At 62.6% G+C, this 13,847-nt stretch carries 15 protein-coding genes; 10 read left to right on the top strand and 5 right to left on the bottom strand.

Annotation, left to right across the window (positions count from 1 at the left end):
- Position 1 precedes the first annotated feature (1 nt).
- From hybA to WJM78_RS11385, 10 genes are all read left to right on the top strand, one after another.
- The gene (hybA, locus tag WJM78_RS11430; protein ID WP_339009305.1) at positions 2 to 1,021 is read left to right on the top strand and encodes a hydrogenase 2 operon protein HybA; all 1,020 of its coding nucleotides are present in this window, start codon (positions 2 to 4) and stop codon (positions 1,019 to 1,021) included.
- On the top strand, positions 1,014 to 2,201 hold the full coding sequence (gene hybB / locus WJM78_RS11425; RefSeq protein ID WP_339009303.1) for a Ni/Fe-hydrogenase cytochrome b subunit: 1,188 nt from the start codon (positions 1,014 to 1,016) through the stop codon (positions 2,199 to 2,201). The genes hybA and hybB overlap by 8 nt, the downstream gene beginning before the upstream one ends.
- Positions 2,198 to 3,901, top strand: a complete 1,704-nt coding sequence (hybC, locus tag WJM78_RS11420) for a hydrogenase 2 large subunit (protein WP_339009301.1) — start codon at positions 2,198 to 2,200, stop codon at positions 3,899 to 3,901. The genes hybB and hybC overlap by 4 nt, the downstream gene beginning before the upstream one ends.
- Positions 3,901 to 4,431 (top strand): HyaD/HybD family hydrogenase maturation endopeptidase, encoded by a 531-nt coding sequence (locus WJM78_RS11415; protein ID WP_339009299.1) that lies wholly within the window; start codon positions 3,901 to 3,903, stop codon positions 4,429 to 4,431. Before hybC ends, WJM78_RS11415 begins: the two co-directional genes overlap by 1 nt.
- On the top strand, positions 4,413 to 4,928 hold the full coding sequence (gene hybE, locus WJM78_RS11410) for a hydrogenase-2 assembly chaperone (RefSeq protein WP_339009298.1): 516 nt from the start codon (positions 4,413 to 4,415) through the stop codon (positions 4,926 to 4,928). Before WJM78_RS11415 ends, hybE begins: the two co-directional genes overlap by 19 nt.
- Positions 4,929 to 5,043: 115 nt before the next feature.
- Positions 5,044 to 6,651 (top strand): ABC transporter substrate-binding protein, encoded by a 1,608-nt coding sequence (locus WJM78_RS11405; RefSeq protein ID WP_339009297.1) that lies wholly within the window; start codon positions 5,044 to 5,046, stop codon positions 6,649 to 6,651.
- On the top strand, positions 6,636 to 7,646 hold the full coding sequence (locus WJM78_RS11400; protein WP_339009295.1) for an ABC transporter permease: 1,011 nt from the start codon (positions 6,636 to 6,638) through the stop codon (positions 7,644 to 7,646). Before WJM78_RS11405 ends, WJM78_RS11400 begins: the two co-directional genes overlap by 16 nt.
- Positions 7,636 to 8,448 (top strand): ABC transporter permease, encoded by an 813-nt coding sequence (locus WJM78_RS11395; protein ID WP_339009293.1) that lies wholly within the window; start codon positions 7,636 to 7,638, stop codon positions 8,446 to 8,448. Before WJM78_RS11400 ends, WJM78_RS11395 begins: the two co-directional genes overlap by 11 nt.
- Entirely contained in the window at positions 8,442 to 9,230 is a 789-nt protein-coding gene (locus WJM78_RS11390) for an ATP-binding cassette domain-containing protein (protein WP_339009292.1), read from the top strand. The genes WJM78_RS11395 and WJM78_RS11390 overlap by 7 nt, the downstream gene beginning before the upstream one ends.
- Complete coding sequence (locus WJM78_RS11385; protein WP_339009290.1) at positions 9,230 to 9,871, top strand: ATP-binding cassette domain-containing protein; 642 nt, start codon at positions 9,230 to 9,232, stop codon at positions 9,869 to 9,871. The genes WJM78_RS11390 and WJM78_RS11385 overlap by 1 nt, the downstream gene beginning before the upstream one ends.
- Positions 9,872 to 9,972: 101 nt before the next feature.
- Here WJM78_RS11385 and hypB read toward each other — a convergent pair whose 3' ends face one another.
- The 5 genes from hypB to WJM78_RS11360 form a co-directional block, all read right to left on the bottom strand.
- The gene (gene hypB / locus WJM78_RS11380; RefSeq protein ID WP_339009288.1) at positions 9,973 to 10,986 is read right to left on the bottom strand and encodes a hydrogenase nickel incorporation protein HypB; all 1,014 of its coding nucleotides are present in this window, start codon (positions 10,984 to 10,986) and stop codon (positions 9,973 to 9,975) included.
- A 1-nt stretch (position 10,987) separates the two neighbouring features.
- A complete protein-coding gene (gene hypA / locus WJM78_RS11375; protein WP_339009286.1) occupies positions 10,988 to 11,329 on the bottom strand; it encodes a hydrogenase maturation nickel metallochaperone HypA in 342 nt (113 codons plus the stop codon).
- Positions 11,330 to 11,398: 69 nt separating this feature from the next.
- Positions 11,399 to 12,403, bottom strand: coding sequence for a hydrogenase expression/formation protein HypE (hypE, locus tag WJM78_RS11370; RefSeq protein ID WP_212513341.1), 1,005 nt, complete (start codon positions 12,401 to 12,403; stop codon positions 11,399 to 11,401).
- An 85-nt stretch (positions 12,404 to 12,488) separates the two neighbouring features.
- Positions 12,489 to 13,601 (bottom strand): hydrogenase formation protein HypD, encoded by a 1,113-nt coding sequence (hypD, locus tag WJM78_RS11365; protein ID WP_339009284.1) that lies wholly within the window; start codon positions 13,599 to 13,601, stop codon positions 12,489 to 12,491.
- Entirely contained in the window at positions 13,595 to 13,846 is a 252-nt protein-coding gene (locus WJM78_RS11360; protein WP_021140358.1) for a HypC/HybG/HupF family hydrogenase formation chaperone, read from the bottom strand. The genes hypD and WJM78_RS11360 overlap by 7 nt, the downstream gene beginning before the upstream one ends.
- Position 13,847 lies beyond the last annotated feature (1 nt).

Below are 13,847 nucleotides of genomic sequence, written 5' to 3'. Positions count from 1 at the left end.
CGTGAACAGACGCAATTTCCTTAAATTCGCCTCCGCCAGCGCGCTGGCGGCAGGGGCCGCCGCGCCCGGCAGTGCCAGGGCGGCGGCCAAGAACAAACCGCCTATTCCCGGGGCGATCGGCATGTTGTATGACTCCACCCTCTGCGTCGGCTGTCAGGCCTGTGTGGCCGAGTGTCAGCGCCTCAACGGTAACCCGGCCAATCCGGCGGGGGCGCAGACCTGGTCCAACAACGACAAGCTGACCCCCTACACCAACAGCATCATTCAGGTGTGGAATAGCGGCAGCGGGGAGCACAAGGATCAGCTGGTGGATGGCTATGCCTACATCAAGAAGCAGTGCATGCACTGTGTCGATCCCAACTGTGTCTCCGTCTGTCCGGTGCAGGCTCTCAACAAGGATCCCAGGACCGGTATCGTTCACTACGACCCGAACGTTTGCACCGGCTGCCGTTACTGCATGGTGGGCTGTCCGTTCGATGTGCCCAAATATGACTACGACAACCCGCTTGGGGCGATCCACAAGTGCGAGCTCTGCAATCAGCAGGGGCTGGAGCGGATCAGCCAGGGCAAATTGCCTGGCTGTGTCGAGGTGTGCCCCACCGGCGCCGTGATTTTCGGCACCCGCGAGGAGCTGATGGCCGAGGCAAAACGCCGTTTGCTGGCGAGCCCCGGTAGTGAATACGCCTATCCGCGCCAGACCCTCTGCGCCAATGACCCTTATCTGCATGACGTGCCCAACTACCAGCCTTACGTCTATGGCGAGAAGGAGGGGGGCGGCACTCAGGTGCTGGTGCTGGCCGGTGTGCCCTATACCAAGCTCGACATGCCCGACCTGCCGGAGCTCTCCTCCGGTGCCCGCTCGGAGCATATCCAGCACACCCTCTACAAGGGGATGGTGCTGCCCATGGTGGTGCTGACCGGGCTTTCGGTGCTCATTCGCCGCAACGCCAGTAAGCACGATCAGGCGCACCCTCATGACGAGGAGCAGGGCAAAGAGCAGGGAGGCAAGGATAATGAGTAATCACAAGGCGTATCCCCTCGGCGGCAAGCTGGTCAGCTGGCCGGTGCTGGTGTTGGCCCCCTTTGCCATGCTGTGCGGCATGCTGATCGTGAAGCGCCTCATCTTCGGGCTGGGCTCGGTCACTGACTTGAACGGGGGGTTCCCCTGGGGTCTGTGGATATCCTTTGACCTGCTGATCGGGACCGGTTTCGCCTGCGGCGGTTGGGCGCTCGCCTGGGCGGTCTATGTGTTCAACCGCGGTGAGTACCACCCGCTGGTGCGCCCAGCCCTGTTGGCCAGTCTGTTCGGCTACTCGCTGGGCGGCCTCTCCATCACCATCGATGTGGGGCGTTACTGGAACCTGCCGTACTTCTACCTGCCCGGTCACTTCAACACCGCCTCTGTGCTGTTCGAGACGGCGGTCTGCATGACCATCTACATCGGGGTGATGGCGCTGGAGTTTGCTCCCGTGCTGTTGGAGAAATTCGGCTGGGAGGCGTCACTCATTCGCCTCAACAAGATCATGTTCTTCGTGCTGGCGTTGGGGGCACTGCTGCCCACCATGCACCAATCCTCCATGGGCTCCCTTATGATAGTGGCGGGGGAGAAGATCCATCCGCTCTGGCAGAGCTACGAGCTGTTGCCGGTCTTCTCCTTGCTGACCGCCTTCATCATGGGTTTTTCCATCGTGGTATTTGAAGGATCCCTGGTGCAGGCCGGGCTGGCGGGGCGTGGCCCCAATGAGAAGTCGCTCTTCTACAAGCTGACTCAGGTGATCGACATCTTCCTGATCCTGTTTGTGGCGCTGCGTTTTGCCGAGATCGTTATCCACGACAAGTCGGCCTATCTCTCCGAGTTCAACCGCTTCTCCATCATGTTCTGGAGCGAGATCGCGCTGATGATATTCCCGCTGCTGGTGTTCCACTGGGACAAGAGCCGCCGCGATTCGCGCATGTTGTTCCTGGGGGCCCTCAGCATGCTGCTGGGCGCGGCGCTCTGGCGACTGAATTACTCCCTGCTCGCTTTCAACCCCGGCAATGGCTACCACTACTTCCCCTCCGCGGCGGAAGTGCTGATCTCCCTTGGCTTCGTCGCCATCGAAGTCTGTGCCTATTTGCTGTTGATCCGGCTCTTGCCGGTACTGCCATCACTTGAACGTGTTCACCAAGATTATCAGGCCCGAGGGAAAGCCAACGTATGAGCCAACGTATCACCATAGACCCCATCACCCGCATTGAGGGGCACCTGCGTATCGACTGCGAAATCGAAGGCGGCATCGTCACCAAGGCCTGGTCGTCCGGCACCATGTGGCGCGGGATGGAGGAGATCGTCAAGGGCAACGATCCGCGCGATGCCTGGATGATAGTGCAGCGGATCTGCGGGGTATGCACCTCGATCCACGCCATCGCCTCGGTGCGGGCGGTGGAGAACGCCATCGGCGCCAAGGTGCCGGTCAATGCCCAGTTCATCCGTAACCTCATCATCGCGGCCCACAACATCCACGATCACATCGTTCACTTCTACCAGCTCTCCGCGCTGGACTGGGTGGACATCACGGCAGCCCTTGAGGCCAATCCGCAAAAAGCAGCGGATATCCTCAAGGGGGTCTCTACCTGGTCCCTCAACAGCGCCGATGAGCTGACCAAGGTGCAGGAGAAGATCCGTGCGCTGGTAGCGAGCGGCCAGCTCGGCATCTTTGCCAACGGTTACTGGGGCCACCAAGAGATGAAGCTGAGCCCGGAGGTGAACCTCATCGCCGTGGCCCACTACCTGCAGGCACTGGAGTGCCAGCGCGATGCCAACCGCATCGTCGCCATTTTGGGGGGCAAGACTCCGCACATTCAAAACCTGGCGGTGGGTGGGGTGGCCAATCCCATCAACCTGGATGCACCGAGCGTGCTCAACCTGGAACGGCTGCTCTATGTGAAGAGCTTCATCGACCGGCTCGGCGAGTTTATCGAGCAGGTCTACAAGGTGGATGCCGCCATCATAGCCGCGCACTACCCCGAGTGGCTGCATCTGGGGCAGGGGGCCAAGCACTACCTGAGCGTGCCCGAGCTCCCCACCGATGCCAACGGTGGCAGCTTCCTGATGCCGGGCGGCTATATCGAGAATGGCAATCTGGCGGGTTATCGCCCCATCGAGAGCCATCAGGATGGCTGGCTGATGGATGGCATCGCCGAGAGCAACAAGCACGCCTGGTATAAGGATGACGCTCCCCTCAAGCCGTGGGAGGGCACAACCGAGCCCAACTACACCGGCTGGCAGGACGATGGCAAATACTCCTGGGTCAAATCCCCCACCTTCTACGGCAAGGTGGTGGAGGTGGGGCCCCTCGCAGACTTGCTGGTGAAGCTCGCCGCCAAACACCCGGAGACGGTGGCGCATTTCGATCAGCTGAACGGCATCTACAAGGCGCTCACCGGCTCGGCCATCGAGACCGAACAGCTGCACTCCACCATGGGCCGCATCATAGGCCGCGCGGTGCGCTGCTGCGTGCTGAAAGATACCCTGGCGCACCAGTGGAAGGCGCTGGTCGACAACATCGGCAAGGGGGACTTCACCGCCTACATCAAGGCCGAGATCCCGGCGGGCAAAGAGTTTCGCGGGGTGGGTTTTGAAGAGGCGCCGCGCGGCATGCTCTCACACTGGATCGTCATCAAGGAGGGCAAGATCGCCAACTATCAGGCGGTGGTGCCGTCGACCTGGAACTCGGGTCCGCGCAACTTCAATGACGAGCCCGGCCCCTACGAGCAGGCGCTGGTAGGGACGCCGGTGGCGGATCCGGCCAAGCCGCTGGAGGTGGTGCGCACCATCCACTCGTTCGACCCCTGCATGTCCTGCGCGGTCCACGTGGTGGATACCCAAAGTGGCGACGTGACTCAGGTGAAGGTGCTGTGATGAACACCCTGATCCTGGGCGTGGGCAACCTGCTCTTGAGCGATGAGGCGGTGGGCGTGCGCATCGTCGAGGCGCTGGGGCGCGAATATCGTTTCGCCCCCGGCATCGAGCTGCTCGATGGTGGCACCGCCGGCATGGAGCTGCTCGAAGCCATGGCCAGTCGCGATCACATCATACTGGCGGATGCGGTGCGCAGCGGTAACCCGCCGGGCACTGTTGTGACCCTGCAAGGTGACGAAATCCCGACCCTGTTTGGCCGCAAGATCTCCCCGCACCAGCTGGGGCTGGCGGACGTGCTCTCGGCGCTGCACATGACGGGGGAGTCGCCAACGCGGCTCACCCTGATAGGTGTTGAGCCTGAATCACTCGAACCGCGCATCGGCCTCACCCCCGTCGTGGCGGCCGCCATGGGGGAGGCGAAGGATCGGATTTTGACTCTGCTGGCCAGTGTTGGCGCGCCCGCCATTGCGCTCTCCGACGCCGAGCGGGCAAAACAGCAGCAGGAGGGCCTATGGCGCAGTCCCATTTAAGCGAGGTTGATGCTGTGCAGGAGTTCATCGGTTTTGCCACCAATCCCGCGCCGTTGCTGGTCGCCCAGTATGAGCGGATCGCTCGCGAAGAGATGCAAGGGTTGCCCTTCTATCACGCCACCATGCTCATAGTGGCGGAGTGCACGCTGTTTGAAGCGCAGTGGCTCGGTTGCGTGCTGACCCCCTGGATGTTGAGCGTGGTGGTGTTACCGGGGCCGGATCAACTGTGGCCGGTGCGCAGCAGCAGCGATCGCCTCGCTCTGCAGCTCCCTTGCGGCAACATGACCTTTATGGTGGGCGAACTGCCCGAGACGGGTCAGCAGCTGGCCTGTTCCCTGATGTCGCCGCTTGATCCCCATCTCGGGGCCGAGCAGGGTCGCTCGCTGGTGAGCAGCACCCTCAAAATGCTGCTCTCCTTGCCGGTTCAGCAAGGGGCTGGCGGCGTGGATCTGGGTCGCAGACGGCTATTCGGTGCCCGGCGTGGCCAACCGGCATAGCCGCTAGGTTTCACGCGAAATCAAGTTTAGAATAGGGGCCCGTTTTGGCCCCTCACTCGCTTCTTCGTCTGACGTTTTTCTTCGAGGTGAGTGGTACAAACGAACAAGGAATCTTATGACCATTCAATGCCATGGCCGCCGCAAGGGCGTGCCTGTCGTCGCTGCCACTTTGCTGGCCCTGCTCTCGGGCGGACACGCTCATTCGGCACTGGCCGCCCAGCCTGTGCCTGCCGAACTCACACTCGCCATCGGCGCAGAGCCCACCGAAGGGTTTGACCCCCTGCTTGGCTGGAGTCACGGCAGCTACCTGCTGCTGCACAGCCCGCTGCTTAAACAAAACGCCGATCTCAGCTGGCAGGATCTGCTCACCCAATCGGTGACCCCGAACCAGGATGGCAAGGGGTGGCTCATCACTCTCAAGCCCGGCCTGACATTTTCCAATGGCGCGCCGCTCACTGCCGAGGATGTGGCCTTTACCTACAACAGCGCAGCCAAGGGCGGCGGCAAGATCGATATGGGCAACTTCGTGAAGGCCGAGGTGGTGTCGCCCACCGAGGTGGCCATCGTCTTAAGTGCCCCCCAGAGCACCTTTGTCAATGTGCTGGGCTCCTTGGGGATAGTGTCAAAGCGCGATTACGATCCCAAGGTGTACGCCCAACAGCCTGTCGGTGCCGGCCCTTACCGACTGGTGAGCTTCCTGCCCGGTCAGCAACTGGTGGTGGAGGCAAACCCCTATTACGCCGGTGGCAACAATGATTTCAAACGGCTGGTGTTTGTCTTTATCGATGAAGAGAGCGCCTATGCCGCCGCCCAGAGCAGCCAGCTCGATCTGGTGCGCATACCCCCGTCGCTGGCGCTCACTGTGCCTGCCTCCCTCAAGCTCTGGGTACGGCCGAGCGTGGAGAACCGTGGCATCGTCTTCCCGGTCCCCCCTGCGGGCGGCAAGGATGCCAAGGGTTATCCCGTCGGCAACGACGTGACGGCCGATGTGGCGGTGCGTCGCGCCATCAACTACGCCATCGACCGCAAGCTGCTGGCCGATCAGCTGCTGGAAGGGCACGCCATCCCCGCTTACAGCGCAGTGGAAGGGTTGCCCTGGTTGAATAAAGCCACCGCCTTCAAGGATGGGGATGCCGCCCATGCCAACGCCCTGCTCGACGAGGCAGGCTGGAAGATGGGCAGCGATGGCATTCGCCACAAGGGCGACCTGCGCGCCGCCTTTACCCTCTGGTACACCAGTGGTGACAGCACCCGCCGGGATCTGGCGGAAGCGGTGCGGGCCATGCTCAAACCCATCGGTTTTGACGTGAGCCTCAAATCCGGCAGCTGGGAGCAGGTGGAGCGGGAGATGCACGCCAACCCGGTGTTGATGGGGTGGGGGAGTCTGGATCCCATGGAGCTCTATCACCACTACCAGAGCGGTTCGAGCGGCGTTGAGTTCTACAACCCTGGCTACTACCGCAACCCTGTGGTGGATGGCCACCTCAAGCAGGCGCTGGATGCCCCCGATTGGCAGGCGGCGGTGCCCTTCTGGCAGCAGGTGGAGTGGGATGGCAAGAGCGGCGCCGGGGTGCAGGGGGATGCTGCCTGGGCCTGGTTGCTCAATGTACAGCACACCTATCTGGCCAACCGCTGTATCGATCTTGGCAAGGGGGCGCCGGAAATTCACGGTAGCTGGTCTTTGCTCAACAACTTGCAGGATTGGCGGTGGACGTGCAGTTAAGTTCGCCCGTTAGCTCTTCCGGTTACATCTTGGTAAAAGCCCTGCTGCGTCTGGCAGGGCTCTTGTGTCTGGTCTCTGTCGCCACCTTTGTGCTGCTCAGCTACTCCCCCATTGATCCCATCAAGGCCTATATCGGCAACGATCTGCTCCATGTGCCGCCCGAGCAGTACGCCCGCATTGCCGCCCGTTGGGGGCTGGATCAGCCGCTCTGGCTGCGCTACTGGCACTGGTTTAGCCAGGTGCTGCGGGGGGATCTCGGCTACTCCATGCTCTACAACGCGCCTGTGGCTCAGGTGATCGGCAGCCGCTTTGCTGCCTCCTTCCTGCTGTTGGCGGGGGCCTGGCTGCTCTCCGGCTTTTTCGGCATTCTGCTGGGGCTGTGCGCCGGTCGCTATCTCAACCGCTGGCCCGATCGCTTGATTTGCCGCTTTGCCTATCTGCTTGCCTCCCTGCCCACCTTCTGGGTTGGCCTGCTGCTGCTTGCCCTGTTTGCGGTGCACTGGCCGCTGTTGCCGGTCTGCTGCGCCTGGACGCCGGGGCTCTCTGCCGATGAGGCGGACTGGCTGATGCGATTGCGCCATCTGTTGCTGCCGGTCACCACGCTTGCGTTGCTCGGGGTGGGCAACATTGCCCTGCATACCCGGGGACGGGTGGCCGAGGTGCTGGAGAGCGACTTTATCCGCTACGCTCGCGCCCAGGGGGATGGCGGCTGGCCCATGCTGCGCTTCCATGTGTTGCGCCATGCCCTGACCCCGGCGATCTGCCTGCAGTTTGCCTCCCTCGGTGAGCTGATTGGCGGATCGCTGTTGGCGGAGAAGGTCTTCTCCTATCCGGGGCTCGGGCAAGCCACCGTGGATGCGGGGCTGCGGGGAGATATCCCCTTGCTGATGGGCATAGTGCTCTTTTGCACCTTGCTGGTCTTTATTGGCAACACGGTGGCCAGTTTGCTGCTGGCGCGGATCAATCGGGGCTGGGAGGGTGAGCATGCTGTTTAATCCGCTTCCCTCCATGGTGCGCTTGGCCGTGGCCCTGATCGGATTGGCGCTGCTGGCTGCTTATGGCTGGAGCCTCTCTCATCAGGATGTACCGATGGATCTGCTGGCGCGCCAGCAACCCCCCTCGCTGGCCCACTGGTTTGGCACCGATCAGATGGGGCGGGATCTCTGGTTGCGGGCCTTTCAGGGCACCCTCACCAGTCTGGAGCTGGGCATCAGCACTGCACTCTGTAGTGGCCTGCTGGCCATGGTGGCGGCAAGCGTCTCGCTTATTCACCCCAGATGCGATGTGGCAGTGCGGCTGCTCATCGACGCCATGCTGGCGCTGCCCCATATGCTGCTGCTGATCCTGATCTGTTTTACCGTGGGGGGCGGCATGCGCGGGGTGATCCTGGCGGTGGCGCTGACCCACTGGCCCAAGCTGGCGCTCATTCTCTGCGCAGAAGCGCGGCGGATCGCCTGCAGCGACTATGTGGTGCTGGCCCGTTGTCAGGGGATGGGGGCGCTACGTCGCTGGCGTACCCACCTGCTGCCGGGGTTGTTGCCCCAGTGGTTTATCGGCACCTTGCTGATGTTTCCTCATGCGGTGCTACACAGCGCGGCCTTAAGTTTTCTCGGCTTTGGTCTGGCGGCCCATGAGGCCTCCCTTGGCCTGTTGCTGGCGGATGCCTTGCGTTATCTGGCCGGCGGCGGCTGGTGGCTGGCCCTCTTCCCGGGGCTGATGTTGCTGCTGCTGGTACTGCTGTTTGATCAGGCTACCCGCGCCCTGCAGCAGCTCTGGTTTGGGGGTGAACCATGCTGAGTTTTGACCATGTGACCATAGAGGCGGCCCACTACTCCTGGCTGGGGCGGCGCAGCTGGCAGCCATTGCTGACCGATATCAGCCTGCAACTGGCGCCGGGGGAGATAGTGGCGCTGGTGGGGGGGAGCGGCGAGGGCAAGAGCCTGTTGCTGCAAAGCGCCCTGACCCTGCTGCCGGACAACCTGCGGATGCGCGGCGCCATCTCTCTTTATGGGACGCCTCTGTGCGACGCGAGCCGGGCCCGTCTGCGCGGCCACACTCTTTGCTATGTGCCGCAGGGGGTGAGCGCCCTCAATCCGCTGCTGACGGTGGAGCACCAGCTGGGCCGGGCGGCGCGCCTCTGTGGCCAGAACGGTTCCCGCTCGCGGCTCGGCGAGCAACTGCTGCGCTACCAGCTGCCTGCGGCCACCTTGGACCGCTATCCGCGCCAGCTCTCCGGCGGCATGGCCAAGCGCATTCTGGCCTGCAGCGCGGCACTCGGCGGCGCCCGCTACATTCTGGCGGACGAGATCACCGCCTGGCTCGACGAGGGGCTGGCCTGTCTGCTGCTCAGCCAGTTGCGCGAATTGGCCAATCAGGGCAGCGGCATCCTCTGGGTCACCCACGATCTGGCGCTGGCGGCCCGTTTTGCCGATCGCATTGTGGCGCTGCATCAGGGGCAGGTGAGCGATACCTTGAGCTGCCACCATCTGCGCCAGGGGCAGGGGAGCGAGATGCTCCGTGCCCATTGGCAGGCGCTGCCCGAGTTCAATGCGCTCTTCTCTGTGCCGGAGGTCTGCTGATGTTTGAAGTTCGGGATCTCACCATCGCGCAGGGGGAACGCCCCCTCTGGCAGGAGCTATCGCTGACGGTGAAAGCGGGCGAGCGGCTCGGTATCTCCGCCCCCAGCGGTTATGGCAAAACCACGCTGGGGCGGGTATTGGCCGGTTGGCAACCGGTTAGGGCGGGCGGGCAGATCCTGCTGGATGGGCAGCCGGTGCCTGAACAGGTTAAAGGCTATAACCCCATCCAGCTGGTGCCCCAGCACCCGGAACTCACTTTCAATCCCTATCGCACCACCGGGCAGGCGCTGTGGGATGTGTGGCGCCCCGATGACGCCATGCTGGCTCGCTTTATGGTCAAGCCTGCGTGGCTTGGTCGTAAACCCGGTCAGCTCTCCGGTGGCGAGTTGGCCCGCATCGCGCTGCTGCGCGCCCTCGAACCCCGCACCCGGTTGCTTGTCGCCGATGAGGTGACTGCCCAGCTGGATCCGCAAATCCAGCGCCAGCTCTGGCTGGAGTTGATGCGTGAGTGCGAGCAGCGTGGGCTCGCCATGCTTGTCTTCAGTCACCAGCAGGCGCTGCTGCGCCAGATCTGTCATCGGGTGCTGCGCTTTGGTGAGGCACCTGCTGAGCAGGAGCCGATGGTCTGCAATGTGGCCTGAGGGCTGGGGGTGAGGGGGGGGCGCAGTCAGCACAATAAAAGAGAGGGAGGCATCAGCCTCCTTCTTTTGTTACCCACAGTTATCAGTGGCGTTTAACCGGTTCAGGCCGTGGCCAGCCAGTTGAGCCAGGCATCCATCCCTTCACCCGTTGTGGCGCTGACCTGGATCACCTGAATATAGGGATTGACCCGTTTGGCGTTCTCGATGCAGCGGGCCACGTCAAAGCTGACGTAGGGCAGCAGATCAATCTTGTTGATCACCATCAGCTGGGCGGCGGCAAACATGTCCGGGTATTTGAGGGGCTTCTCTTCCCCTTCGGTGACGGAGAGGATAGCCACCTTGTACTTCTCGCCGAGGTCGAAGCTGGCGGGGCAGACCAGATTGCCCACGTTTTCGATAAAGAGGATGCCCCCTTCATTGGCGGGCAGCTGGTGGCAGGCGTCGTGGACCATTTTGGCGTCCAGATGGCAGCCCTTGCCGGTGTTGATCTGCACGGCAGGGACGCCGGTGGCACGGATGCGATCCGCATCGGCGCTGGTCTGTTGATCCCCCTCAATCACCGCGCAAGGGCGTTTGTCGGCCAGCTGGCGCAGGGTTTCGCACAGCAAGGTGGTCTTGCCTGAACCCGGGCTAGAGACGAGATTGAGCACCAGCTGGGCCGCCTCGTCGAAGTGTTCGCGGTTGTGAGCGGCCAGGGCGTTGTTTTTGGCCAGCACATCCATCTCGATGGCGATCAGCTGACGCTGCCCCATGCCGGGGACCGACAATCCCGCTTCCCCTTTGCCGTAGTGCAGATCACCCTGCTGGTGGTCATGGTCATGGTCATGGTCATGGTCATGAGGATGCGCGTGGGAATGGCCGTGATCATGAGAGTGGGGATGATCATGATGGTGCTCATGATCTTCTACACCCGCAGGTGCCCGTACGCCGTGGTAGTGGTGATGGACATCTCCCTGATGGTGATAGTGGTGGTGAATGATCAGGGTGCGCGGTGCGCTCTGCTCATGGGCATGATGATGATCGTGCTTATGACCATGTTCATGGTGGTGCTCATGGTCGTGATCATCTTTATGGCCGGCGATCCGCGCCTGGCCGCATCCGCATACGCTACACATATCAACTTACCTCGATGTCGGTGATGCGCAGGCTGTTCCCCTGCGCGACGCGTAATTTGTATCCGCCACACTCGGGACAGGCTTGCCCGCGCTCGGTGAGGGTGACCGTCTTGTTGCAGTCGTAACACCAGGCTTCGGCCACCTGGTGCTGAAAGTGGAGTTGGGCCCCCTCGACGACTGTGCCCTTGGCGGCCGCCTCGAAACAGAACGCAATGGTGTCCGGGTCAACGCAGGAGAAGCTGCCAACCTCCAGCCAGAGGGCGGTCACCTTGTTAAAGCCCCGCTGGGTGGCCTGTTCGGCCGCCAGATCGATGGCGGCCATGGCCAGAGACATTTCGTGCATGGTGGCTCCTTAACCGATATGGGGAGGAGGAGTGACTCCTCCCGGTCATTGGGTGAACGGCATGGCCGATCAACAGATCCGCGGCAGCAGTTCCCCCTGCGGCAGCTCCAGATAACGGCGGCTGCCCCAGGGGTTATTGAGGATCACCTTGTGGCGATCACTCGCCTGCACCACGCCGATCTGGCTGGCGGCGGGGTTGAATTGCCGCAAGATGCCCAGCGCGTCCTGCGCCTGTTCGGCAGGCAGGGCCAGCACCATGGTCCCCTCGTTGGCGAGATCATGGGGCTCGAAACCGTAGAGTTCGCACAGGCCGCGCACTGGATCGCACACCGGAATGGCGGACTCCTCCAGCTCGATGGCAACGCCGGAGGCGGTGCTCCACTCGTTGAGCACGGCGGCGAGGCCACCGCGGGTGGCATCGCGCAGGGCGTGAGGGGTGATCCCCGCTTGCAGCAGCGCTTCTACCTGCGGCCAGAGGGTGGTGCAGTCGCTCTTGAGATCCGACCCCAGCTGCAGGGCATCGCGGGCCATCAGGATGCAGGCGCCGTGGCTGCCGATATCCCGCGACACCAGAATGGCGTCACCGGCCTTGATGTTGCGCACCGAGATGCCCCGGCTCTGTTCGGGCAGCGGGAAAGTGCCGACTCCGCTGGTGTTGATAAAGATCTTGTCGGCCGCCCCCTTGGGCACCACCTTGGTGTCGCCACAGACGATGCGGGCGCCGCTCTTGGCCAGCTCTGCGGCCATCGACTCGACGATGCGGGCGAGATCGGCGTAGGGAAAGCCCTCCTCAATGATAAAGCCGGCGCTCAGATATTCTGGCTTGGCCCCCATCATGGCGAGATCGTTGACCGTGCCAGCGATGGCCAGCTTGCCGATATCGCCCCCCTCGAAGAACAGCGGCGAGACGGTAAAGCTGTCGGTGGTGAAGGCGATGGGCCCGCTCACCGGCAGCAGGGCGGCATCTTCACCGCGCAGCAGGATCTCGTTGCCAAAGTGGCGAAAGAAGAGCTGGTTGATCAGCTGGTTCATCTCGACACCGCCGCCGCCGTGGCTTAACTGGATTTCTCTCATCGGGTCTGGTTCTCCAGAATATTGCCGAAACAGGCTGGTTCATCTCCACCCATCACCTGACCGCCGTGGCTTAACTGAATTTCTCTCATTGGATCCCCATATATCGGTAGTAGGCATTGCAGGCCCCTTCGGAGCTGACCATGCAGCTGCCCATGGGCTGGGTCGGGGTGCAGCCCCGGCCAAAGACGTTGCACTGGTTGGGCTTGGCCAGCCCGCGCAGGATATCGGCGCACTGGCACGCCTTGTGGTCATCGATGGGGGTCTGGTCCAGTTGGAAGTGACGCTCCGCATCGCGTTTGGCAAAGGCATCCCGCAGGCGCAGGGCAGAGGCGTTGATATCCCCCAGACCTCGCCAGCGAAAGTGCTCGCGGGTCTCGAAAAAGCGCTCGACCAGCCGCTGGGCAGCTTTATTGCCACTGGCGGTCACGGCGCGGGTGTACTGCACCTCCAGGGCGTAGCGACCCTCCACCTTCTGGCGCACCATCATCAAGAGCGCCTCCATCACATCCACCGGCTCGAAGCCGCTCACCACCACCGGTACCTGATAGCGATCGACGATGGGCAGGTAGATATCGGCGCCTGTGATGACGCTGACGTGGGAGGGGCCGATAAAGGCGTTGACCTTGGCAACCCCGTCGGCCATCACGGCGTGAATGGCGGGGGGCACCAGCACATGGTTGATATGAAACAAGAGGTTATCGACCCCTTGCTCTTCCGCGGCTGCCAGCAGCGCCGCAGTCATCGGGGTGGATGTCTCGAAACCGATGGCAAAGAAGACCACGGTTTTTTCCGGGTTCTCACGGGCGATGCGCAGGGCGTCGAGGGGGTCATAAACCGGGCGGATATCGCTCCCCTTGGCCCGTTGCTGGGCCAGCGTGCCTTTGGAGCCCGGCACCCGGACCATGTCCCCCAGGGTGACCAGAATGACGTTGGGTTGGCGGGCCAGCTCGATGGCCTGATCGATGCGCTCTTTGGGCATGATGCAGACCGGGCAGCCGGGGCCGTGGACAAACTCGATGCTGGCTGGCAGCAACTGGTGCAGGCCGTATTTCATGATGGTGTGGGTATGGCCGCCGCACACCTCCATCACCCGCAGCGGTTCGGGCAGATCTTTGGCCAGTTCGGTAATTTGGGCTGCGAGGGCGCGGATGACGTCGGGCTGACGAAAGCCCTGAAAGAGATCATTGAGTGTCAGCATGGCAAGATATCCTGCTCTGGCATCAGGGCCACCATCTGGCGGAAGCTCTCGAGGCTGGCCTGCGCCTCCTCTTCGTCAATCTTGCTCATCACAAAGCCGATATGGAGCAGCACATAGTCGCCGAGGTTGAGGGGCTCTTCGAGCAACATGCAGCTGACGCGCCGCTGCACCCCCAGGGTATCGACGGTGACGCAGTTATCTTCGGGGTGCAACTGCACCACCTGAGAGGGGATGGATAGACACATG

It is taken from the genome of Aeromonas popoffii (assembly GCF_037818705.1).
GTDB classification, from domain to species: Bacteria; Pseudomonadota; Gammaproteobacteria; order Enterobacterales; family Aeromonadaceae; genus Aeromonas; species Aeromonas popoffii.
This window is presented reverse-complemented; position numbering and strand designations above follow the sequence as displayed.